General features: G+C 68.0%; 20 protein-coding genes. 8 read left to right on the top strand and 12 right to left on the bottom strand.

The annotated features are described in order from the left end of the window. The first annotated feature begins 350 nt into the window (after positions 1–350). From LF41_RS11820 to LF41_RS11790, 7 genes are all read left to right on the top strand, one after another. Positions 351–632: a hypothetical protein gene (locus tag LF41_RS11820; protein WP_036169916.1), complete on the top strand. Its 282-nt coding sequence runs from the start codon at positions 351–353 to the stop codon at positions 630–632. Positions 633–651: 19 nt separating this feature from the next. Then, the gene (locus tag LF41_RS11815; protein WP_036169914.1) at positions 652–1,074 is read left to right on the top strand and encodes a PaaI family thioesterase; all 423 of its coding nucleotides are present in this window, start codon (positions 652–654) and stop codon (positions 1,072–1,074) included. A gap of 44 nt (positions 1,075–1,118) precedes the next feature. Then, entirely contained in the window at positions 1,119–1,484 is a 366-nt protein-coding gene (locus LF41_RS11810; protein WP_036169912.1) for a hypothetical protein, read from the top strand. Further along, positions 1,448–2,116 carry an alpha/beta hydrolase gene (locus tag LF41_RS11805; protein WP_237577738.1) on the top strand — a complete coding sequence of 223 codons (669 nt, stop codon included), beginning with the start codon at positions 1,448–1,450 and terminating at the stop codon, positions 2,114–2,116. The genes LF41_RS11810 and LF41_RS11805 overlap by 37 nt, the downstream gene beginning before the upstream one ends. After that, positions 2,113–3,360: a low temperature requirement protein A gene (locus LF41_RS11800; protein WP_084073578.1), complete on the top strand. Its 1,248-nt coding sequence runs from the start codon at positions 2,113–2,115 to the stop codon at positions 3,358–3,360. Before LF41_RS11805 ends, LF41_RS11800 begins: the two co-directional genes overlap by 4 nt. A gap of 189 nt (positions 3,361–3,549) precedes the next feature. Beyond that, positions 3,550–3,864 (top strand): hypothetical protein, encoded by a 315-nt coding sequence (locus LF41_RS11795; RefSeq protein WP_152600001.1) that lies wholly within the window; start codon positions 3,550–3,552, stop codon positions 3,862–3,864. A 129-nt stretch (positions 3,865–3,993) separates the two neighbouring features. Further along, positions 3,994–5,604: a POT-type proton-dependent oligopeptide transporter gene (locus tag LF41_RS11790; protein WP_052116378.1), complete on the top strand. Its 1,611-nt coding sequence runs from the start codon at positions 3,994–3,996 to the stop codon at positions 5,602–5,604. Positions 5,605–5,678: 74 nt separating this feature from the next. Here the strand turns inward: LF41_RS11790 and LF41_RS11785 are convergent, their stop codons facing one another. From LF41_RS11785 to LF41_RS11730, 12 genes are all read right to left on the bottom strand, one after another. Next, positions 5,679–7,373, bottom strand: coding sequence for an ATP-binding protein (locus LF41_RS11785; protein WP_052116377.1), 1,695 nt, complete (start codon positions 7,371–7,373; stop codon positions 5,679–5,681). After that, positions 7,354–7,722, bottom strand: coding sequence for an Hpt domain-containing protein (locus LF41_RS11780; protein ID WP_036169905.1), 369 nt, complete (start codon positions 7,720–7,722; stop codon positions 7,354–7,356). Before LF41_RS11780 ends, LF41_RS11785 begins: the two co-directional genes overlap by 20 nt. Before the next feature lie 84 nt (positions 7,723–7,806). After that, positions 7,807–9,714 carry a 1-deoxy-D-xylulose-5-phosphate synthase gene (gene dxs, locus LF41_RS11775; RefSeq protein WP_036169903.1) on the bottom strand — a complete coding sequence of 636 codons (1,908 nt, stop codon included), beginning with the start codon at positions 9,712–9,714 and terminating at the stop codon, positions 7,807–7,809. A gap of 48 nt (positions 9,715–9,762) precedes the next feature. After that, positions 9,763–10,884: a hypothetical protein gene (locus tag LF41_RS16225; RefSeq protein ID WP_052116376.1), complete on the bottom strand. Its 1,122-nt coding sequence runs from the start codon at positions 10,882–10,884 to the stop codon at positions 9,763–9,765. 46 nt (positions 10,885–10,930) lie between these two features. Continuing rightward, the gene (locus LF41_RS11765; RefSeq protein WP_036169901.1) at positions 10,931–11,560 is read right to left on the bottom strand and encodes an HNH endonuclease; all 630 of its coding nucleotides are present in this window, start codon (positions 11,558–11,560) and stop codon (positions 10,931–10,933) included. A gap of 74 nt (positions 11,561–11,634) precedes the next feature. Then, entirely contained in the window at positions 11,635–13,428 is a 1,794-nt protein-coding gene (locus tag LF41_RS11760) for an acyl-CoA dehydrogenase C-terminal domain-containing protein (RefSeq protein WP_036169899.1), read from the bottom strand. An 11-nt stretch (positions 13,429–13,439) separates the two neighbouring features. Next, positions 13,440–13,919 (bottom strand): LEA/WHy family protein, encoded by a 480-nt coding sequence (locus tag LF41_RS11755; protein WP_036169897.1) that lies wholly within the window; start codon positions 13,917–13,919, stop codon positions 13,440–13,442. Between the two features lie 52 nt (positions 13,920–13,971). Beyond that, a complete protein-coding gene (locus LF41_RS11750; protein ID WP_036169895.1) occupies positions 13,972–14,610 on the bottom strand; it encodes a response regulator in 639 nt (212 codons plus the stop codon). A 46-nt stretch (positions 14,611–14,656) separates the two neighbouring features. Further along, positions 14,657–15,376 (bottom strand): sensor histidine kinase, encoded by a 720-nt coding sequence (locus tag LF41_RS11745; protein ID WP_036169892.1) that lies wholly within the window; start codon positions 15,374–15,376, stop codon positions 14,657–14,659. After that, positions 15,373–18,672, bottom strand: a complete 3,300-nt coding sequence (locus LF41_RS11740) for a serine/threonine-protein kinase (RefSeq protein ID WP_036169890.1) — start codon at positions 18,670–18,672, stop codon at positions 15,373–15,375. Before LF41_RS11740 ends, LF41_RS11745 begins: the two co-directional genes overlap by 4 nt. Further along, positions 18,672–19,559 carry an FHA domain-containing protein gene (locus LF41_RS17020; RefSeq protein ID WP_052116375.1) on the bottom strand — a complete coding sequence of 296 codons (888 nt, stop codon included), beginning with the start codon at positions 19,557–19,559 and terminating at the stop codon, positions 18,672–18,674. Before LF41_RS17020 ends, LF41_RS11740 begins: the two co-directional genes overlap by 1 nt. A gap of 70 nt (positions 19,560–19,629) precedes the next feature. Beyond that, the gene (locus LF41_RS11730; RefSeq protein WP_338037855.1) at positions 19,630–20,493 is read right to left on the bottom strand and encodes a DUF6689 family protein; all 864 of its coding nucleotides are present in this window, start codon (positions 20,491–20,493) and stop codon (positions 19,630–19,632) included. 280 nt (positions 20,494–20,773) lie between these two features. On the opposite strand from LF41_RS11730, the gene LF41_RS11725 reads away from it, so the two are divergent. Next, complete coding sequence (locus LF41_RS11725; protein ID WP_202594045.1) at positions 20,774–23,287, top strand: S8 family serine peptidase; 2,514 nt, start codon at positions 20,774–20,776, stop codon at positions 23,285–23,287. Positions 23,288–23,345 lie beyond the last annotated feature (58 nt).

Genomic DNA, 23,345 nt, shown 5'->3' with positions numbered 1-23,345 from the left:
GCGGCATTCGCTGATATCGCCGCATGGGCACGCATAGGCACGATTCGTTCCGGAGTTTGAAAGCTCCGCCAACAGTCGGCGCCAGGGACTGCGCCAAATGCGTATCCCCTCCGTCGGGAGGGGACTCAATGCAACACCCCGCAAAGGGAAATACGTCCACCGTTGACTGTTGGCGGCCTTTCAACCTCCCGACAACCTTGCGCCGATCCGCGGCGCAAGGTTCTTCTGCTCGAAGGAGGTGCACGACGTGCGTTCGCTTGCCGTCTATCCCGGCCACGACGGAAGGATCGGATCGCAATCGGTGAGACATTCCATTTGCATCTTGCCGCCTTTCCACCAGGAGAGACGGGATGCCCAATTTCCACGCATGGCAACGCCGCACGATGCGGCGCGCGGATAGGCAGTTGTGGTCCGGCGTGTTGGTCTTGGTCGCGGCGGGCATCGCGCAGTTCTGCATCGCGACGTTCGCGGCATCCGCGGGCCCGGGCGCCGCGAATATCCTCACGATGCTGCGCTATCTCGCGCTCGCACCGTTCATCGCCGGCAGTGCGCTGGCAATCGTGGGCGCATGGACCAACTGGCGCCTGCGCCGCGATCCGATCATGTACTACTACCGATGCGATGGCCGCTGATGCGCGATAGGATCGGTCAATGCGCGACATCCAAAAGATCGTCTCCGACTCCTTCGCCGCCCAAGGCTTGATGCAGCACCTCGGCGCGCGCCTGGTGTCGATCGAACCGGGCGAGGTGCGAATCGCGATGGCGCCCTCGCCGGAGATCTCGCAACAGAACGGCTTCGTTCACGCCGGCGCGCTGACGGCGATCCTCGACAGTGCGTGCGGTTACGCCGCGCTGACGATGGCGCCGGATGGTTCCGACGTGCTCACCGCGGAGTTCAAGGTCAACCTGCTTCGCCCGGCGGTGGCCGATGAATTCGTCGCCATCGGCAAGGTCGTCAAGGCGGGTCGCACGTTGACCGTCTGCACGTCGGAAGTGATCGGCGTGCGCGGCGGTGAATCGAAGACGATCGCGATCATGCAGGCGACGATCGCGAACCTCGCGAATTCGGGCTGACGCATTCGCATCCCGCGCGACGCACGCGCGTACGCTCACGTCGCATGACCTTCCGTTACATCGCGCCGTCCCGCCCGTTGCCGCCGGCTTGTCGCTGGTTGTTGCAGGAGGGATCGGCGCATCTGTTGTGGAACGCCGGTTGCATCGCGATGGTCATGCGCGATCGCAACGGGAAGTGGCATACGCAGATCCAGTGGCGCATGGCGGTGTTGCAGGCGCGGTGCGGGTCGCAGGCGCAGGGGATGCGGTGGGTCGAGCGGTGGATGGAGAAGCGCACGGGGTTGCCGGGGAGCGGGGCGCGGCGGGAGGTGCGGCAGCCGGCCTGGGTCGGTGCGCTGTCGGGTTACGCTAGGGGCCCGCACGGGAGTCCGCCATGCTCCGGCTCTTCGCACTCGCAGTCGCGTTGTTGATGTCGATGGGCGCCGCCACCGCGGCGGAGATACTCACCGCGCCGCCGGCCAAGCCCGACCCCACGAAGCACTACGTCATCTACCTCCACGGCAAGATCGTGGAAGAGAAGGGCGCGCCGCGGCCGGTCGATGATCGCTTTGGTGTGTACGACTGGCCGGCCGTGCTCGAGTCGCTCGCTTTGCGCGGCGCCGTGGTGATCTCGCAGCAGCGGCCGAAGGACACCGCGTACATCGCGTTCGCCGGCGGCGTGGTCGGTCAGATCGAGGCGCTGATCGCGGCGGGCGTGCCGGAGGATCACATCGCCGTCGTCGGGTTCTCCAAGGGCGGGGCGATCGCGATGCGCGTGTCGAGTTTCCTGCGCCGGCCCGACGTGCGCTTCGTGCTGCTCGCCGCCTGCTGGCGCGACGACGAGCCGCAGGTGCGCTTCACCGGGCGCGTGCTGTCGATCCGCGAGAAGTCCGACACGCTGTCGCCGTATTCGTGCAAGCCGATCGCGGAGAAGGCGGAGAAGCCGACCTCGTTCGAGGAGATCGTCATCGACACGGGCAAGTCGCACGGGGCGTTCTATCTGCCGCGCAAGCAATGGACGGTGCCGACACTCGATTTCATCAGCGGCGCGGCGACGCCATGAGCGACGTCATCGACGCCGACCACCTGCACCATCACTACAAGCCCATGCGGGGCCGTGACCCGGGCGAGCCGCATCGCGTCGCCACGCCGCTGGAATTGTTGTTCGACCTGACGTTCGTCATCGCATTCGGCCTGGCGGCATCGCAGCTCGCGCATGCGATCGCGGAAGGGCACGTCGGCAACGGATTGCTGGGCTTCGGCTTCGCGTCCTTCGCGATCTGCCTGGCGTGGAGCAACTTCACCTGGTTCGCCTCGGCCTACGACACGGACGATTGGGTGTTCCGCCTCGCGACGATGGCGCAGATGAGCGGCGTGCTGGTGTTCGCGCTCGGGTTGCCGCGGATGTTCGCGTCGCTGGAAGTCGACGACGGACGCATCGACATCGGGATCATGGTGCTCGGCTACGTCATCATGCGGATGGCGATGGTGTTCCAGTGGCTGCGCGCCGCGCGGCAGGATCCATCGCGGCGCGCCACTTGCCTGCTGTACGCAATCGGCATCTCGGTCGCGCAGGCGGGATGGTTCGCGATGATCTTCGCGTCGTTCCCGCCGGTGGCGACGTTCGCGGCGATCGTCGCGCTCGCGGGCCTCGAACTGCTGCTGCCGTGGTTGGCCGAGCATCTGCACGACGGCACGCCCTGGCACGCGCACCACGTCGCCGAGCGTTACAGCCTGTTCGCGATCATCGCGATGGGGGAGGGGATCGTCGGCACGGTCGCGTCGTTGTCCGCCGTCGTCGACGTGCACGGCTGGACGCTCGATACGGCGCTGGTGTGCGTGGCGGGCGTGGGGCTGACGTTCGCGATGTGGTGGACGTACTACATCCTCCCCTCGGGTTACGTACTGCACCACCACCGTCGCCGCGGGTTCACCTGGGCGCACACGCAACTGCTGATCATCGCGAGCATCGTCGCCACCGGCGCCGGCTTGCATGTCGCCGCGTATTACCTGCAGCACGAAGCGCACATCGGCGCGGTCGCGACATTGCTGGCGACTGCGATTCCCGTCGCCGTGTTCCTGCTCGCGATCTACGGGCTGTACTACTACCTCGTGCGCCGCTTCGACCCGTTCCACCTGTGGTTGCTCATCGCAACCGTCGCAGTGATGGTGGCGGCCGTGGGCGCCGCGATGTCGGGCGTCGACATGACGGCGTGCCTGTGCGTGCTGATGCTCGCGCCCGTGGTGACGGTGATCGGCTATGAATGGCGCGGGCATCGCCACGAGGCGGCATCGCTCTTGCATTGATGGCGCGCTGCAACAACGCATTCGCCCACAGTGCGCGGACATCCCGCGAACCGATGAGCCATCCGTTCGTCGGCATGACTATTAGTTCCCCAACCTTTGTCATTTGTTTACGGGCGCGCAGGTGCCAATGATCATGGTTCGGACCCTGGACGACAGGCCGTCGTCCGCCGAATCGGAAGGAGAGGCGCAATGCGTTATGCCCCTGTTGTCGCGCTTTCCGTCGTGTTGTTCGCCAGCGCGCCGTCGCTGGCGCAGGAAGCGCTCGGTGCCATCGAAGTCAAGGCGGAAGACTCGGAACGCTCGATCACCATCGCGTGCAACGATCCCGCGCAACCCTCGCTCAAGGAAGTGGAGCAGGTGCTGTCGGTCAACGACCCCACGCAGTCCAAGGGGCTGCGCGACAAGTTGATGGAAGCCGCCTCCGAAGCCTGCGCGCAGAAGGTGCCGCGGATCCTGGTCACGCGTACCGCCACCGGCTCCCTGACCTGGAAGCCGCTGCAATAGCGCCAGCGCGGGGCGATCGCCTCGCGTGAATGCGTTCTCGCGGCCCCGCCGGGGACGGGGCCGCGCGGCGATGACCGCGCACGGCCCGCGGTCGGCTACAGTGCGGGCTGACGTCCCAGCGCCCGCCTCATGACGACCACCTCCAGCGACGCCATCGCCAAGCCGCGCTTGCCGCGGCAGATCCCCTTCATCATCGGCAACGAAGCCTGCGAGCGTTTCTCGTTCTACGGGATGCGCAACATCCTGGTGCAGTTCCTGATCTCGAGCGTCATCCTGGCCTACGTGCCGGAGGCCGACCGGGAAGGCGCGGCGAAGGACATCTTCCACAGCTTCGTCATCGGCGTGTATTTCTTCCCGCTGCTGGGCGGCTGGTTGTCGGATCGCTTCTTCGGCAAATACAACACGGTGCTGTGGTTCTCGCTGGTCTACTGCGCGGGGCATGCGTGCCTGGCGTTGTTCGAGGACAACCGCAACGGCTTCTATACGGGCCTGTTCCTGATCGCCCTGGGCTCGGGCGGCATCAAGCCGTTGGTCGTGTCGTTCGTCGGCGACCAGTTCACGCGCGACAACAAGTCGATGGCGAAGGTGGTGTTCGACGCCTTCTACTGGTCGATCAACTTCGGTTCGTTCTTCGCGTCCCTGCTGATGCCGTTGTTCCTGCGCTCCTACGGGCCGGCGGTGGCCTTCGGCATCCCGGGCATCCTGATGTTCATCGCGACGCTGATCTTCTGGATGGGGCGCAAGCGATACATCCGCGTGCCGCCGGTCGCGAACGATCCGAACTCCTTCATGCACGTGGCGAAGACCGCGCTGACCTCGACGGATGGCGCAGGGCGGCCGGGCTTCTACGTCGCCGCGTTCGGTGGCGCGCTCGCGGTGTTCCTGCTGATGGCGTGGGCCATCGGCCCGGCGTGGTGGCCGGAGGATTACGGGTTCGTGATCACCGCGTGCCTTGCGCTCGGCGTGTTGATCGCGTGCGGCGGCCTGGGCACGTCGATGCAACTGGAACGCGCGCGCGGCAAGCATCCGGATGCGACGGTCGACAGCGTGCGCGCGGTGCTGCGCATCCTGATCGTGTTCGCGCTCACCACGCCGTTCTGGTCGCTGTTCGACCAGAAGGCGTCGACGTGGGTCATCCAGGGCCGCGAGATGGTGATTCCGCACGACGAATGGTGGTGGCCGAGTTTCCTGGTGAAGGAAGCCGGGCAGATGCAGGCGCTGAACCCCGCGCTGATCATGCTGATCATCCCGTTCAACAACCTCGTGTTGTATCCGGCGCTGCGGCGCGCGGGGCTGGAACCCACCGCGCTGCGCCGCATGGGCACGGGCATCGTGTTCGCCGGCGTGTCGTGGATCGTCGCGGGCATCCTGCAGTTGTGGATCGATGGAGGTTCGCAGGTCTCGCTGGCGTGGCAGATCGCGCCGTACCTGTTGCTCACCTTCGGCGAAGTGCTCGTCTCCGCGACGGCGCTGGAGTTCGCCTACAGCCAGGCCACGCAAGCGATGAAGGGCGTGATCATGGCGTTCTGGTACCTCACCAGTACGTTCGGCAGCCTGTGGGTGCTGCTGACGAATGCCGGCGTGCGCAACGACGCAGTCACCGCGCACATCGCGGGCACGGGGCTGAGCGAGAATGCGTTCCTGATGTTCTTCTTCGCGGCGTTCGCCTTCGCCGCGGCGCTGGGCTTTGCGTTGTATGCGAAGCGGTACAAGATGCAGGACAACTATCGGGCCGCGTGAACCCGCGCACCACGAAGACGCTCAAGGCCGCCGGCTACAAGGTCGGTTTCATGGGCGCGCGGGATATCTGACGGTCACTCGTCGGGCATGACGGGGACGGCCAGCCACTTGAGCAGCACCGCGCGCAAAGCGTCGGGTTCGAAGGGTTTGCCGATGAAGTCGTCCATGCCCGCGTCGTGGCAACGCTTGCGGTCCTGTTCGAGGACGTTGGCGGTCATCGCGATGATCGGGATGTCGCGCAGGCGGTGGTCGGTGCGCAACGTGCGCGTCGCCTGCAGGCCGTCGAGCACGGGCATCTGCATGTCCATCAGGATCAGGGCGTAGTCGCCGCTGATCGCGCGTTCGATGGCCTGCGCACCGTCGTCGACGACATCCACTGCGACGCCGAGGTCCTCCAGTTGCGCGCGCGCGACTTCCTGGTTGAACAGGTTGTCTTCGGCGAGCAGGATGCGACGGCCGCGCAGGGCGGTGACGTCGATGTCGTCGCTCTGCGCCGCGGGCGTCGCGGGCGGGGTGTGGGAGACTTCGAACGGCAACGACAGCCAGAACGTCGACCCGTGGCCAACCGCACTCTCCACGCCGACGCTGCCTTCCATCAGCTCCGCGAGCTTGCGCGAGATCGACAGACCCAGCCCGGTGCCGCCGTAGCGGCGCGTCGTCGACGAATCGGCCTGGTGGAAGGACTTGAACAACTGCGCCTGCACATCCGGCGCGATGCCGACGCCCGTGTCGCGCACGTCGAAGCGTAACCGCACACGCGTGCCGCTCGCGCCGAGCAGGCGCACGCCGATCGCGATCTCGCCGGTCTCGGTGAACTTGATCGCGTTGCCGACGTAGTTGACGAGGATCTGCTCCAGGCGGAACGAATCGCCGAGCAGCCACGGCGGCACGTCGTCGCCGATTTCGACCGAAACCTCCAGCCCTTTCGCGGCTGCCCGTTCCATCGCCATCGACGCGACATTCGCCAGCGACTGGCGCACGTCGAAGGCCACGTGCTCGATGCGCAGCATGCCGGCATCGATCTTCGACACGTCGAGGATGTCGTTGATCACGCGCAGCAGGAAGTCGCCGGACTGGTGGATGCGGTCGGCGAAGCCGTGCTGCCGCGGCGGGAGGTTGGACTTGAGCAGCAGATGCGACATGCCGATGATCGCGTTCATCGGCGTGCGGATCTCGTGGCTCATGTTGGCCAGGAACGTGGACTTCGCTTCGTTGGCTTCGTCGGCTGCGATGCGGGCGCGTTGCAATTCCTGAAGGGCCTGCGCGAGTTTGACTTCGGTCTCGTGTTGGTCGGTGATGTCCAGGACGTGGCCGCGGAACAGCACGCCTTCGGGCACGGCGTTCGGCGTGCCGAATGCGGTGAGCCAACGTCGCTCGCCGGTGATCGCATGCGTGATGGGATATTCGACGCGCACGGGCGTCATCGCCATCGCGGCGGCCGCGACCTGCATGCGCACGGGCACGACATCCTCGGGGTCCATCAACGCTTCGAAGTTGCCGTAGTCCTCGAGCATCTTCTCGAGCGGGATGCCCGACAGGGATTTGGCCGGGACGCTCGCGAACAACAGCGACGAAGTGCCGTCGAAGCGCACGAGGAATTCGATGATCGCGCCGGGCACGCTGTTGGTGACTTCGTCGAGGCGCTCGCTGCGCGCTTGCGCGACCGACAATTGCGCGCGTACTTGCAGCATGCGCCACCACAGCCACGCGCATCCGGCGATGGCGAGCAGGGCGATGAAGAGCAGCGCACTAGCGGCCGCGGGATTCATGCGAAGCGATGAAGGCGTCGACGTCGTCGGCCAGGCGGCCCACGCGGACGAGGACGTCGTCGACCAACGAAGCGAGCAGAGGCGGCGACGAGCCCATCGACGCGGCGTCTTCCAGCAGGTCCAGCACGCGCGCGGCGTCGGCGTCGTCGACCTGCGCGCAGGCGGATTTCAGCTTGTGCGCGATCTCGGTGAGCGTGTGGAGGTCGTGGCGTTCCTGGGCTTGTCCCAGCGCGCGCAGGTCATCGCGCGTGGCGTCGCCGAACGCCCCGAGCACGCGGACCAGCGTGCGTTCGTCGGGGAACAACCGGCGCATCGTTGCGAAGCGTTCGCCTTGCACCTGCACGAGCACGACCTGCGACTGCGAAGATCGCGAACATCGTGCGCCCGCGCGACGGCCGCGGACAAGCGGCCGGGGCAAAAGACCGACGGGAGGTCAGCCTGCGGCGGTCTTCGGCGCGGAGGACTGCAACGCGGGCCAGCGTGCGAGCACCGCGGCGCGGATGCCCGCGGCGTCGAGACCCGCTTCGGCGAGCAGTTGCTCGCGGCTGGCGTGGTGCTGGAAGGCATCGGGCAGGCCCAGGTGCAGCACCGGATGCGCGATGCCTTCGCCCGCAAGCAACTCGGCGACGCCCGAACCCGCGCCACCGGCGACGACGTTGTCTTCCAGCGTGACGAAACCTCCGTGCGTCTTCGCCAGTTCCAGCAGCAACGCGCGGTCGAGCGGTTTGACGAAGCGCATGTTGACGACGGTGAGGCCGAGTTGTTCGCCGACCTGGTCGGCGGCCGGCACGATGGCACCGAAGACGAGCAGCGCGATGCGCGCGCCCTTGCGGCGCACGTCGGCCTTGCCGATCGGCAGCGTGTCGAGCGATTCCGAAACGCCGACGCCGGGGCCGGTGCCGCGCGGATAACGCACGGCCGCGGGGCCGACGTGCTTGAAGCCGGTGGTGAGCATCTGCCGGCACTCGTTTTCGTCGGCCGGCGCCATCACCACCATGTTCGGCACGCAGCGCAGATAGCTGAGGTCGAGGTTGCCCGCGTGCGTCGCGCCATCGGGGCCCACGACGCCGCCGCGGTCGATCGCGAACAACACGTCGAGGTCCTGGATTGCGACGTCGTGCACGAGCTGGTCGTAACCGCGCTGCAGGAACGTCGAGTAGATCGCGACGACGGGCTTCGCGCCTTCGCACGCCATGCCCGCGGCGAGCGTCACCGCGTGCTGCTCGGCGATGGCGACGTCGAAGTAGCGGTCCGGATATTCCTTGCTGAAACGCACCAGGCCCGAGCCTTCGCGCATCGCCGGGGTGATGGCGAGCAGCGTTTCGTCTGCCGCGGCCATGTCGCACAGCCAGTCGCCGAAGATGTCGGTATACGTCGGCTTCTTCGCGCCACCGGGCTTGGGCACGAGGCCCTGCGCCGGATCGAACGGACCGACGGCGTGGTAGCCGATCTGGTCGCCTTCGGCGAGTTCGTAGCCTTTGCCCTTCGTCGTGATGATGTGCAGCAACTGCGGACCCTTGAGGGTCTTCAGCGTCTTGAGCGTGGCGACGAGCGCGTTGACGTCGTGGCCGTCGATGGGGCCGGTGTAGTGGAAGCCCATCTCTTCGAACAGCGTGGACGGCACGAACATGCCCTTCCAGTGTTCTTCCCAGCGACGCACGAAGCGCGCGGTGGGGTTGTTCTTGTCGCCGAGGAGTTTCTTGCCGCCTTCGCGCAACGCGTTGAGCGTCTTCGACCCCGTCATGCGGCCGAGCATCTTGGTCAGGCCGCCGACGTTCTCGGAGATCGACATGCGGTTGTCGTTGAGGATCACGAGCAGGTTGGGCTCGGGGTCCATGCCGCCAGCGTGGTTCAGGGCTTCGTACGCCATGCCGGCGGTCATCGCGCCGTCGCCGATGACGGCGACCACGCGACGCGTGTTGCCGGCGCGCGCATTCGCGATCGCCATGCCGAGTGCGGCGGAGATCGAGGTCGAAGAGTGGCCGACGCCGAAGGTGTCGTACTCGCTTTCCTCGCGCTTCGGGAACGGCGCGACGCCGTCCTTCTGCTTGACGGTTTGGATGTCGTCGCGGCGACCGGTGAGGATCTTGTGCGGATAGCACTGGTGGCCGACGTCCCACACCAGGCGGTCGTCGGGCGTTTCGTACAGCCAGTGCAGTGCGACGGTGAGCTCGATGACACCGAGGCCGGCGCCGAAGTGGCCGCCGCTGCGGCCCACCGATTCGATCAGGTAGGCGCGCAATTCATCGGCGATGGCCGGCAGCTCGTCTTCGCCGAAAGTGCGAAGGTCCGCCGGCGTCGCGATGCGGGACAGGCGCGGGTAGCGCGTGGAGTCGATCATGTGGGGGGAGGCGACAACGAAGGCGGCAATTGTAGCCCGCCCCCGTGATTACTTACCCCGCAAACGCCCGAACAGCCCGCCCTTCTGCGGTTCCACGGGCTCCGGTTCGTCGGAGACGACTTCCGCGAATCCCGTGGCGAGATTGGCGTTCACGAAGTCGATCACGTCCTCGAGCGGGCATCCGCTCGCCGCGGCGACGTCGTCGAGCGTGGCCGGGCCCTTCATCATCGCGGTGGCAATGCGGAAGTGCTTGGGGAATTCACGTTCGGTCTGCGGCCACTTGGTGAGGCGGTACTGCGCCGAGGGATCGAACCCCGGCAGCAGCTTGCCCTGGCCGGCGAGCAGGCCGCCGTACCACTGCAGCCGCGCGAGCGGCTGCGCGGCGCCGAGCGCGGTGGCTTCGCGGGCGAAGGTGGCATCGTCGAGCGAACCGAAGTGGTCGCGCTTCACCGCGCCGTCGAAGTAACCGGCCAGCGGCTTGAGCGCGGCGGGGCCATGGTACTGGCGCGCGTCGGCGTCGATCAGCACCGCCGGGCCGTTGCCGAGCTGGTAGCGCAGCTTGCCTTGCAGTTCGCCAGGAACCAGCCAGTCGCCGAGATGGCGCTCGCGGGGCGGGGCCGCGGCGGCCACGGGGGCCGGTGCGGGCGCAGCGGCGACGGGCGCCGGCGCGGGTTCGATGGTGGTCGGCTTGAGCGAGCCGGCCTGCACGGAATCAGGCAGCTTGGGCGCCGGCGGCGGCGCGCTGAGGTCTTCGCGCGGCTTCTGCGGCACTTCCTCGGGAAGCTGGTCGTACGGCACCGGCGAGGGGCTCATGCCCGAGGGCACGGCCTGCGCGACGGGTTCGGCCGCCGGCGCGGTGACGCTGCCGCCGCCGGAGATCTGGTCGAGCATCGCGGCCACGCCGTTGGCGTTGATCGGTCGTTCCAGGCGGAAGTCCGTCTGCGTGCGCGGCGCCGAGGTCAGGCCGATGACCTGCTTGCCCGCGGCGTGCAGGCGCAGCCAGCTCATGGGGCCGTACATGCTGTCCATGTCGACGACGACGTAGTCGGCCTCGGCTTCCGGGACGAGCTTCCAGCGACCGCCCTGGGTCGCGTTCGCCTGGAGGAATGCGGCGCGCAGTTCCGCCTCCGTGGCGGAATCCATGCCGGTGGTGCCGAGCGTCAAAGCCATCTTTCGTGAACCTGGGACGGGAAAGTCCCGAGTGTACAGCGGCGGTTCACGCGATTGAACGCGCCCGCTTCGGCAGATGCGATTTCAGGAACGCCATCTGGTCGGCCAGGATGTGGCGGTTCGACAGGATCAGGTGCTCGATCCAGCTCGGGCGATACGGCACGGCGAGCAGCGGCATGCCCGCCTGCTGCGGCGTGCGCCCACCCTTGCGCGAGTTGCAGTGGAAGCACGCGGTGACCACGTTCTCCCACAGATCGCGGCCGCCCTTCGACAGCGGAACAACGTGGTCGCGCGTGAGGTGCGGGCGCGGGAAGTCATGGCCGCAGTACAGGCACAGGTGCTGGTCGCGCGCGAACAACGCGGCGTTGGTGAGCGCCGGCGTCGGGTCGAGTGCGTGCGGGCGCGCATGGCCCTTGGCCGCGACGATCGGGTGGAGGTCGAGCACGCTCTGCGCGCCGGTCGCGCGGCAGATGCCGCCATGCACCGTGATGCAGGGGTCGCCGAGGGTCCATGCGACCGCGCCGCGCGCGTAGAGGCACGCGGCATCCTGCCAGCTCATCCAGTCCAGCACGCGCCCGTGGGCGTCGAGCGAGAGCAGGCGGACCGCATGGATGCGGGAGGTGGGTTCCGCCGAAGGCGGAACGACGAGGCGAAGGGGCGCTCTATCGGTCTCCATCGGGAATCGAGCTTATACCCCTTCGATGACCGAATGGGTACCCAACCCAGCCATTGCCGGCTGAATTCGCGCACTCAGTCTCCGAATCGCTCCGCCGGCATCGCCATCAGCGCGCCCGCGCCGCTGGCGATCGCCTGCGCATGCATGGCCGTGCGCGGGAGCAAACGTGCGAAATAAAAGCGCGCCGTCTCGCGTTTGCCGGCCTTGAACGCGGCCGACTGCGACGAGGCATCGGCGGCCGCGACGCTGCGCGCCCACCAATATGCCAGCGCCACGTACCCCGAATAGAAGAGGTAGTCGTAGGCCGCGGCGCCCACTTCGTCGGCATCGGCCACCGCGCGCTGTCCGACCTGCATCGTCAGGGCCTGCCATTCCGCGGCCTTGGCGCGCAGGGGCGCGATGAACTCGGCGAGCGATTCGTCGTTCGCATGCGCGTTGCAGAATTCTTCGATCATGCCGAGGAACACCTGCAGACCGACCGCCTGCTGCTGCATCACCTTGCGGCCCATCAGGTCGAGTGCCTGGATGCCGGTGGTGCCTTCGTACAAGGTGGTGATGCGCGCATCGCGCGCCAGTTGCTCCATGCCGTGCTCGGCGATGTAGCCATGCCCGCCGAAACATTGCAGTGCGTGGTACGTGCACTCCACGCCCCATTCGGTGAGGCAGGCCTTGACGATCGGCGTCAGGAAACCGAGCAACGCCTCGGCCTGCTGGCGGTCGCCTGCGTCCTTCGCGTGGTGCGCAACATCGACCAGCGACGCGCCGTGATACCCGAGCACGCGGCCGCCTTCGACCAGCGCCTTGCACGTCAGCAACATGCGGCGCACGTCGGGATGCACGATGATCGGATCGGCCGGCTTGTCGGGGAACTTCGCGCCGGTGAGCGAACGCATCTGCAAGCGATCGCGCGAGTAACGCACCGCGTTCTGCAACGCGCGATCCGACAAACCGAGCCCTTGCAACCCGACGGCGAGGCGCGCGGTGTTCATCATGGTGAACATCGCCATCAACCCTTTGTTGGGCGCGCCGATCAGATACCCCTGCGCGCCGTCGAAGTTGATGACGCACGTCGCCGAACCATGGATGCCCATCTTGTGTTCGAGCGCGCCGCAGCGCACGGCGTTGCGCTCGCCCATCGCGCCATCGCGGTCCACGCGCATCTTCGGCACGATGAACAACGAGATGCCCTTGCTGCCGGCCGGTGCATCGGGCAGGCGCGCGAGTACGAGATGCACGATGTTCTCGGTGAAGTCGTGCTCGCCGGCGGTGATGAAGATCTTCGTGCCGGTGATGTCGAAGCTGCCGTCTTCGCGCGGCTGTGCGCGCGTCTTCAACAAGCCGAGGTCCGTGCCGCAATGCGGTTCGGTCAGGCACATCGTGCCGGTCCAGCGGCCTTCGACGATGGGCTTGAGGAAAGCGTCCTGTTGCCATGCCTCGCCGTGGTGCAGCAGCGCTTCGGTCGCGCCGTGCGAAAGCAGCGGGAAGTTGCCCCACGCCAGGTTGGCCGCGTCGATCATTTCCTTCAGCGGCAAGCCGGCGAGGTGCGGCATGCCCTGTCCGCCGAACTCGACCGGCGATACCAGGCCGCTCCAACCGACGTCGACGAACTTTTCGTACGCTTCGCGGAAACCGCGCGGCGTGCGCACATCGCCCGTCGCCTTGTCGAACGTGCAGCCTTCGCGGTCGCCGATCTCGTTGAGCGGGGCGAGCACGGTTTCGGTGAAGCGCGCGGCTTCCTGCAGGATCGCGTCGAGGACGTCGCGCGAGGCATCGTCGAAACCGAGTTTGGCGAACAACTGCTCGGCGCCGAGCACGTCGTACAGGGCGAAGCGCATGTCCTCGAGCGGTGCGCGGTAACTGCTACCCATCCCTGCGGCCCTCAGCGCAGCACGCCCGGCAAGCCGGGCACGGGGTTGAGCTGGTTCTTGCGCTCGACCTGGAAGGTGCGCGCCTTGCCGTCTGCCGACGCACCGACGCTGCCTTCGAGCGAATACGACAACGGGTTGCGCGAGGCGAGGGCGTCGGCGATGGCGATGCGCGCGCCCGACGAGGGCGTCATGCGGATCGTGGCGATATCGGCGGACTCGGGCCCGACGGGCAATGCAGGCGAGGCCGTCAGCGTGCCCGCGGTTTCATCGGCGACCTTCACCGTAAGAGAGAGCGTGTCGAACGTCATCGGCACGCTGCTGTAATTGTCGATGCGCACGTCGACCGACCACGAGCCGTCGGCCTGCACTGTCAGTTGCTGGATGCCCACCGCGGGCTCGGACACGCGACGGACCATGCCGCCGCCACCGCAGGCGGACAACAGTGTTGCGATCGCGACCGCACACACCCCCAGGATTGCCTTCGACCGCATGACCGCCTCGCGCGCATTTGGATGTCGCGAGCATACACCGGGGTACGGAGCGTCAGTCCAGCAAACCCCGACGCAACGCGTAGCGCACCAGTTCGGCGGTGTTGCGCACGTCGAGCTTGTCGAGCACGCGGGCGCGGTGGTTCTCGGCGGTCTTGGCGCTGATGTCGAGGCGGCGCGCGATTTCCTTCGTCGTCATGCCTTCGACAATCAGGTGGAAGACTTCGCGCTCGCGCGTGGTGAGGCGTCCGTACGGGTCGTCGACCTGGCGTTCGGGGTGCTGCATCTGTTCGGCCAGTGCCTTGGATGCCTGCGGTCCGAAATAGCCTTGCCCGGCATGCAGGCTGCGCACGGCGGCGAGCAGTTCCTCGGCGGCGCTGTCCTTCACCAGATAACCCGCGGCGCCGGCGCGCACGGCCTGCAGGACGTACTCGTCTTCCTGGTGCATCGTCAGCACGAGCACGCGCACCTGCGGCACGGCTTCGCGCAGGCGGCGCACGACTTCGATGCCGTTGAGGCGCGGCATCGCGATGTCGGTGACGACGATGTCGGGCGTCGTCGCGATCGCCTTGGTGACGGTTTCGAGCCCGTCGGACGCCTGCGCGACCACCTGCACGTCGCCGCCGGCCTGCAACAGGCTGACGAGGCTTTCGCGGACGAGCGTGTGGTCGTCGGCCAACAGAATGCGGATCATCGAATGTTTCCCCCTGCGGGGAAGGTGCGCGCGCGCGGTGTGTGCGTCAAGCGCCCGTCGGAACCAGGGCGCGCAAACGCGTGCCTTCGCCGGCCGAGGAGTGCATTTCCATCTGGCCGCCGTACAGGCGCAGGCGTTCGCGCATGCCGCCCAGGCCGCTGCCGCCGGAGGCGACCATGCGATCGGGATCGCACCCGACCCCATCGTCGGCCACCTGCAGTTGCAGGAATCCACCGCGCGACACCAGCCGCACCAGGACTTCCGAGGCGTGCGCGTGCTTCGCGGCGTTGTTCAACGCTTCCTGCGCGACGCGGAACAGCAGCGTCTGCACATCGCCGTCGAGAGGCGGCAACTCGCCGATGTCAACGTCGATGGTCATGCCGCTGGATTCGCCGAGCGAACGGGCGAGCGCGCGCAACGCGGCTTCGAGGCCCAGGTCGTCGAGGATGGGCGGACGCAGCAGGCGCGAGAGCGTGCGCGTGTCTTCCAGCGCCTCGCCGCACAGGGCGATGGCGGCATCCAGGCGTTCGCGCGATTCACCCGGCAACCCGTCGCCGAGTTGCACGAGGCGATGCTTGAGCGCGGTGAGCGTTTGCCCGAGGCCATCGTGCAGGTCGCGTGCGAGGCGGCGGCGTTCGTCCTCCTCCACGCGCGAGACCGAGCGCGCGAGGCGCCGGAATTCCTTCTCGTTGGTTTCCACGCGTTCGAGCAGGCGCTGGTATTGCGCGAGCAGGTCGGCGGTGTCGATGGAGTCGTTCGAAGTCATTGGTGGGCGACGGCCTGGTGTGCGGCACGCATGGATTCCGGGAGGTGCGCGACGAAGGCGGCGTGTGCGGCGTTCGCGCGTTGCGTGGCGAGGGCAACCTCGCCGGGGTCGGTGGCCGCTTGCGCGCCCAGGCGATGGATCGCCGCTTCGCGCAGGTACGCGCCCGCGCGGAACCACGTCAACGCTTCACGATAGTTCGTCGTCGCCAGATTGCGCTTGCCTTGGGCGATCGCGCGGCGCATCGACAACTCCAGCCAGCGCAGGCGCAAGGCCGCATTGCCGAGCGCGGCGGTGTCCTTGTCGAGCGTGTTCGTCGTCGCGCCGATGGTTTCTTCCCACGCAAGATCGGCATCGAGCGCCAGCGCACGCACGCCCGACAGGCGCGCCTTCGCTTTCGCCGAACGCAGGGCGTTGCGCGGAATACCATGTCGCGCGCCCGCGCTGACTTGCGCGCGTGCGATCCAGGCGAGCGCTTCCTGTTCGGCCGATGCGCCCTTCAGTGCCGGGGTAAGCGAATCGAGCGCCTTGCCGGCGTCGTCCATGGCGCCCGCGGCGCGCAACGCCTGCACGCGCAACAGGCCGACGTCGCTTTCGCCGCGCAAATCCTCGCGCGCACGGAAGAGTTTCGCCGCCGAGTCCGATTGCGCGAGCGAGGCTGCGACGTTGCCTTGCATCAGCTCCAGCTCGGCGAGGTTGCGGCGGCTCACCGCGGCTTCCTCCGGCATCTGGAGCCGCTCGGCGCTGGCGAGCGATTGCGTGAGGAGCGTGCGTGCCTGGTTCCAGCGGCCGCGCGCGGTGGCGAGGAGGCCGAGGTTCTGTTGCGTGCGGATCTTGCCCGTGTCTTCGCCGAGCTTGGCGAAGGCGTCGGCAGCCTGTTCCCAATGCGTCTGCGCGTCGACGTACGCGCCGAGCTGGAAATGCGAGAAGCCGATGTTGTTCAGCGCGTCGGCGGTGCCGTGCGCGTCGTCGACCTGGCGCCAGCCCTGCAACGCGCGCTTGAAGGCATCGAGCGCGGCGGGATAGTCGCCGCGTTCTTCGGCGAGCAGGCCGAGCTCGTTGTCGATCGCGGCCAGGCCCGCGCGGTCGTCGATGCGGGCGTTGATCGCGCGCGCTTCGCCCAGGTGCGCCTGGGCTTGCGCGTAATCGCCGGTGAGCGATTCGATGTTGGCGAGGTTGCGCAAGCTCGTCGCGACGCCGCGCTGGTTGCCGAGCTTGCGGCGCAAATCGACGGCCTTGCGGTATTGCTCGCCTGCATCGACCGTTTGGCCCAGGCGTCCGTAACCGACGCCGAGCGCGTTCACCGTCTCTGCTTCGCCATACAGGTTGCGGCCGCGCTTGAACAACACGAGCGCGCGCACGAGGTCTTCATCGACCGCTCGCCGCGCCTGCCCACGCAGGATCGAGAACTTGCCGAGCTCGAACCACGCCCGCGGGTCGTTCGGGTCGCGCGTCGTGAGCTTCTGCAACAACGCGGTCGCGGCATTGAAATCGCCGCCGGCGCCGAGTGCGCGCGCGAGGTTGAGTTCGGCGAATGTATCGTCCGGCGTCTTCGCCGTGGCGCCGCGCGATTGCGCCGCGGCGGCGGGCGCATCGCCATCCAGCAGGGCTTTCGCGGCGACCAGGCGCGCGCGGATGCGGGCGTCGGTGGGCGAGGGCGTCTTGATCGCGGCGGAGGCGCGCAGGCCGGATTCGATCGCCTCGTACGCCGCGTCCTGTTCGCCGATGGCGAGGGCTGCGTCGGATTGCGCGAGCCAGAGCGCGGCGTCGCCCGGCGCCTTCGTCGTGGCGGATTGGAACTGCTGCAGCGCATCGGCGAGACGACCGTTGCGCAAGGCGTCGAGGCCGGCGCCTTGCGCGTCGAGTGCGTCATTGCCGGGCACGGGCGGCAAGGTGGGGGGCGTCGCGAGGTTCAACGCCTGTTGCACGGCGGCGGTGCGCAACCATTGTTGCAGGGCGTTCGCGGGCGAGCTGGCGTTCGGGCCCGCGAGCGACGTCGCCGGCCCCGACAGCGCATGCAAGTTCGCCTCGATGCGCCATTGGCCGTTCGCCGTGCGCAATGTGGGTTGCAGGATGCGCGAGGCGGCGACGGTACGTTGCAAGGTCGCGATGTCGATGTTGCCCGCACGCACCGCGTCGAGTTGGCGCAACGCCTGGTCGGTGCGCTCGCCATCGACGACGGCGAGGGCGGGCGCGGCGGCGAGTGCGTCACGGAAGCGTGCATCCAACGCGAGGGCGCGTTCGTCGGGCACGCCGGCATCGTGGCCGAGCGGGAGCACGAGCACGCGATCGAGCGGGGCGGCGGCGACAAGGGTGGCGGCGGGCGTGGCGACTTCGCGATGCAGCCACCACCATGCGCCGGCGCCGAGCAGTGCCACTGCCGCGAGCGCGGTGGCCCACGCGGCGATGGCCTTTCCCTGCGGGCGTTCCCACGGCACTTCGCGCGCGTCGATCGCCTTGACCACGTCGCGCGCGCTCGCGAACCGATGCGCCGGCACGGGCCGCAGCAAGCGATCGACGAGACGGACGACCCACGTCGGCAGCCCGTTGACGGCAAGCGGCGGCGGCGAGCGCGTCATGCGTTGCGCGAGCACTTCGGTCACGGTGCCGCCGGCAAAAGGCAGCTTGCCGGACAGCATTTCGTAGAGGATCAGGCCGAGCGAGTACAGATCGCTGCGCGCATCGACGCTATCGCCGCGTGCCTGCTCCGGCGAAACGTAATCGGGCGTGCCGATGACCGCGCCCGCTCGCGTCATGCCGCTGCCCGCAAGCGAGCGCGCCACGCCGAAGTCGCTGATGAACGCGTTGCCGTCCTTGTCGAGCAGCACGTTGGCGGGTTTGAGGTCGCGGTGCACCACACCGCGTGCGTGCGCGGCCGCGAGGCCCTCTGCGAGCTGGTGGGCGATGCGCAGGGCCTCGTCGGTGTCGAGCGTTCCCTGTCGATCCATGCGGCGATCGAGCGACTCGCCTTCCACCAAGTCCATGCTGATCAGGAAGCGCTGGCCGTCCTGCACGAGGTCGTGGATCCGCACGACATGCGGGCTCGACACCTGGCGCGCGAGCAGGAGCTCCTGCCGGAAACGTTCGGCCGCTTCCTCGCGATGCATCGATTCGGGGCGCAACAGTTTGAGCGCGACGGGTACACCAAGCGCGGTGTCGGTGGCGCGATACACCATGCCCATGCCGCCGACGCCGAGCAGCGATTCGATGCGGAAGCGCCCGGCCAGCACCGTACCGGGCGGCAGGTCAGCGTGCGCGTACACACCGGTCGATGTTCGTTCGGGATCCTCGTGCTGCATCAGGCGACCTCGGCCTGCGCCGCGACGATGCGGCTCCAGCGCGGCGCGGCATCGCCCGCTTGCGCGAGTTGTTCGGTCGCGCGGCGCGCGGCGATCCAAACCGCGGCATGTTCGGCGAAGGCTTGCAGCAACTCCACGTCGAGCGTCGTGATCGCGGGGCCGGGGCCGGTGCGATCGGCATAGATCGCGCCGAGCGTGCGCTCGCCTTCGAACAACGGCAGGCACAGCAGGGTGCGCAGGCCTTGGGACACGATGGAATGGCGTGCGGCGAGTTCGGCGTCGCTGGCGATGTCGTTGGCGACGACGGCGCGGCGTTCGTCGAGCGCGCGACGCACCGCGCCGACGCTGCCGGAGAACGCGCGGTCAGGCAGCGCGCCGGCATCGAGCGCCTGGCTGCTGCGTACGCGGAAGTCGTCGCCCTGTGCGAGCAGGACGAAGCCGCGTTCGCATTGCGAGAGGTCGAGGACGGAGCGCAGGCTCGCGTCGAGCAAATCGCCCAGGTTCGTCAGGCGCTCGAGCTGCGCCGTATGCGCCGTCGCCGCCGTGCGCCGAGCGAGGCGGTGCGCGTCCTCTTCGGCGAGATCGAGCGCCGAGAGCAGGCCGAGTTCGCAATGGATGTCGCCGAAGCGCAGCCAGCCGGGCTTGGCCAGCGCAACATCGCCGAGGACGGCGCGGCCATCGACGTAACTACCGTTCTTGCTGCCGAGGTCGCGCAGCAGCCAACCGGAGTCGGAGCCGATCAGCTGCGCGTGCGCGCGGGAGACGGAAGGGTGGTCGAGCCGCAGGTCGTTGTCCTGCGCGCGCCCGATGCGCAGCGTTTCACCCGGACGCGCAGTGCGGACGATGGCCGCCTGGTCGGGAAGGAAAGCGATGAGTCGCGCCTGCATGCGGCCGATCTTAGCGCCCCGCGAGACGGTGGCGCGTATCGGCCCGTACGCGGAGCCGCGCGCGCGGGGCTCAGTCGCCGTAATCGCGCAGGTAGGACACGCTGAAGCGCAGCGTGGCCGCGCCCGCGATCAGGTCGCCGGCCTGGTTGTCGCCGTTGCGCGTGGCGAGCCAGGTATCCGTGAGCTGGTTGCCGGCGCGCGCCGCGGCGCGGGCGCGGAGGCTGTCGATGGCGGCGATGGCGTCGGACCACGATTCATTGGCGACGGCCGTCTCGGTGGCATTGATCAGTGCATCGAACGCGGGGCGCTCGGCGCTCGGCAAGGTGGCGACACGGGCGCGCAGCGCGGCGATCTTGCCGGCGACCACGTCGGACGACTCGCGCAGATCCGCCAGGATCAGGAACTGCGAGAAACCGCCGGTGGTGCCGCGCGCGCGCACGCTGCCGGGCGCGACTTCATCGGTGATGTCCTTGAAGCCCGCGCCGAGCGAGGCCTTGAACAGGCGATACGAGCTGCCAGCCGAATACGTGAGCGCGTGCGTGTGCATTTCCACGCGGACGGTGCGATCGAACGCCAGGCCGCCCGTGCTCGGCGGCTCGATGGTGACCAGCAACGGGAACAACGCGTCGGGTTGGGTCAGCACGCCTGGGAGGCGGGCGAGGAGACCTGAATCGCTCAGGTTCACGATTTGCGCGGACACGCCGAGGCTGGAGGCGGTGAGTCCGCTCGCATCGTCGAAGGTCAACGTCAGATCGGCCAGCGGTGCGGAGGCAGGGCCGACGACGACGGTGGCCGTGTTGCCGGACACCGTGGTCGACACCGGGACGACTTGCGGAACGGATTGCGCGGATGCGAGCGAGGCGCAGCAGAAAAGCGCCGCGGCCATCAACCACCGCGTGCAACGCAGCGGACCGACTGAAAGGGAAGCACGCATCGTGGTTGCGCTCCGGAATTCGATTTGTGTGAGCCAGCGGTGCACCGAGGCCAGGGGCAAGACTAGCTGCTCCCTCGCGCGCGGTCTGTAGGGGAAACCCCCATCGTGTTGTCGGGTTCAGGCTCACGTGTGTCCCGTGAAGGCCGCATCAGTGAATGGGCGCACTAGGGGGAAATCCCTACACGACGTAGGGGCAAGCACCGATGGGCGCGAAGGTCGGAACGCGAGACAACGTCAATGCACCCGCCCCCCACCGGGTCCCATCCCCACGGAGTTCCAGATGCGCACGTCGTCCGACTCACACGCCAACCGTTCCCACCGCGGCCTGCGCATCTGCGCCATCGCCGCCGGCCTGCTCGCCAGCGGCGTCGCCCTGGCCGATGCGCACCTGGATCCCAATCTCGTCGCCAAGCTCGCGTCCACCGCGGGCGCCGACGAGTTGCAGATCGTCGTCACGTACGAACAATCCGGCCCCGTCACCGCGCAGCAGTTGCAGGTCCTGAAGTCGCTGGGTATCACCAAGGGCATCACGATGCGCTCGCTGCCCATCGCCGGCGCGCTGGCCACGCCCGCCGAGATCCGCGCACTCGCGCAGCGCGACGATGTCGCCTCGATCTACTTCAACAAGACATTGCGCTACATGAACCAGGACGAGCGCCGCATCTCCGGCGCCGCGCGCACCGTCGAAAATCCGGCCGACTACAACCGCCCGATCCCCTTCAGCGGCGCGGGCGTCACCGTGCTGGTCAACGACTCGGGCATCGACGGCACGCACGACGACCTGAAGTTCGGCACGCACGTCGTGCAGAACACGACCGGCCTGACCAACCTGGCGGCCTTCGACACCATGTTGCCGATCACCTACACCGAGGGTGTGCCGAACACCGACATCAGCTCGGGGCACGGCACGCATTGCGCCGGCACCATCGCAGGCACGGGCGCGCGTTCCAACGGCAAGCATCGCGGCGTCGCGGCAGGCGCCGATCTCGTCGGCTACGGCTCCGGCGCGGTGATTTCGATCCTCGACGCGGTCGGCGGCCTCGATTACGCGGCCACCAACCAGTTCTCCTACCGCAATGCGATCCGGGTCACCAGCAATTCGTGGGGGTCGAGCGGCAAGTTCGATCCGCTGGACCCGGTGAGCATTGCGACCTATGAGCTGTACAAGCGCGGCATCGTGTCGGTGTTCGCCGCCGGCAACGACGGCCCGGGCGAAGACACGCACAACCCGTACGCGCAGGCGCCCTGGGTGATTTCCGTCGGCGCCGGCGAGAACGACGGCGTGCTCACCAGCTTCTCCTCACGCGGCAAGCGCGGTGAAACCGGCACGTTCACCATGCCCGATGGCCGCTCGTGGACGTACTACAACGAGCCGACCATCGTCGCGCCCGGCGTGGACGTGATTTCCACCCGCACGCTGACCGGCGCGCTGCCGCCGCTCGAAGCGCAGCACGACGCCGACACGCTGCCGCTCGCCGAGTTGCCGTTCTACACGCACATGAGCGGCACCTCGATGGCGACGCCGCACGTGGCCGGCATCGTCGCGCTGATGCTCGAAGCCAATCCGCACCTCACGCCGGCGCAGGTCAAGGACATCGTCGAGCGCACCGCGACCAACATGACCGGTCGCCTTTCGTGGGAAGCGGGCGCGGGCCATATCAATGCCTACGCCGCGGTCGCCGAATCCTCCGCCGTGCGTTACGGCTGGGGCAGCACGGTCAACTTCCTGCGCGAATTCAACGCCAATGCGTTGCTCGCCCCGGGCGGCGCGAGCTTCCCGTGGTCGGTGGATTTCGCACCGGTCGGCACGGTGCAGTCGGTGCCGTTCGAAGTCGGCGCCAACGTCGCATGGGTCACCGCGAGCGCGAGCACGACGAGCACCGTCGCGGTCGTACTGATCGATCCGGATGGCAACCAGTACGGTTCGTCCATCGGCATCCCCGCGCCCATCGTGGGTAACGATGGCGAGATCACCACGGGCGCGCCGGGCAAGGCCGGCACCTGGTATGTCACCGTGCGCGGCATCGGTTCGGTGTCTGGCACCGGCCTGGATCCGCTGAAGGTCACCAACGGCTACGCGGCACCGGGCACCGTGACGGGCACGATCGCCTTCCTCAACAGCGGCGGCTACACCGGTATGGGCGACGTCGCCAATCATCCGGCGCGCCAGGCGATCGAGTTCGCAGTCGCCAATCGCCTCGTCGATGGCTACTCCGACAAGTCGTTCCGCCCCGACGCCGTCATCAAGCGCAGCGAGCTCGCGCAGTACCTGACGATGGGCCAGAACGTCCGCCAGTCGCTGCCCTTCAACAACAAGTCGAGCTTTACCGACCTCGCCCCGGGCGATGCGCGCTACGCCTTCGCCGAATCGGCGGTGGCCCGCGGCGGTGCGCTGCGTGACCTCACCCAAGGCCAGGACGGCATCATGGGCACGGTCAACGGCGCGTTCCGCCCGAACGACAGCGTCACGCGCGTCAGCCTGGCGTACTCGCTCGTGCAGAGCATGGCGCTGCAGGAATCGGCCCGCGCGTTCACCGGCCCGCTGACCGTCTTCCACGAAGGCAAGCGCATCGCGATCGACGACGCCGGTTCGATCGCCCCCGCGCTGCGCGGTTACGTGCAGCAGGCGCTGGACCTCGGGCTGATCAATGCACGCTTCACAGTCACGCAGGGTCCGTACGACCTCACCCCGGTGCTGCATGCCTGGTTCGACCCGAACAAGACGGTCACCCGCGCGGCCTTCGCCGTCTCCGCCGGCCGTTACCTCACCGCTTACCAGTCCTCGCAGGACTGACCTTCCCCTGTCGGCAGGGATGCCGGAAACGACGGCCCGGGTGACCGGGCCGTTCTTT

The sequence above is a fragment of the Lysobacter dokdonensis DS-58 genome (assembly GCF_000770795.1).
In the GTDB taxonomy this organism is placed as follows: Bacteria; Pseudomonadota; Gammaproteobacteria; order Xanthomonadales; family Xanthomonadaceae; genus Noviluteimonas; species Noviluteimonas dokdonensis.
Note: the sequence above shows the minus strand (reverse complement) of the source record. Positions and strands in the feature narration are given on the sequence as shown.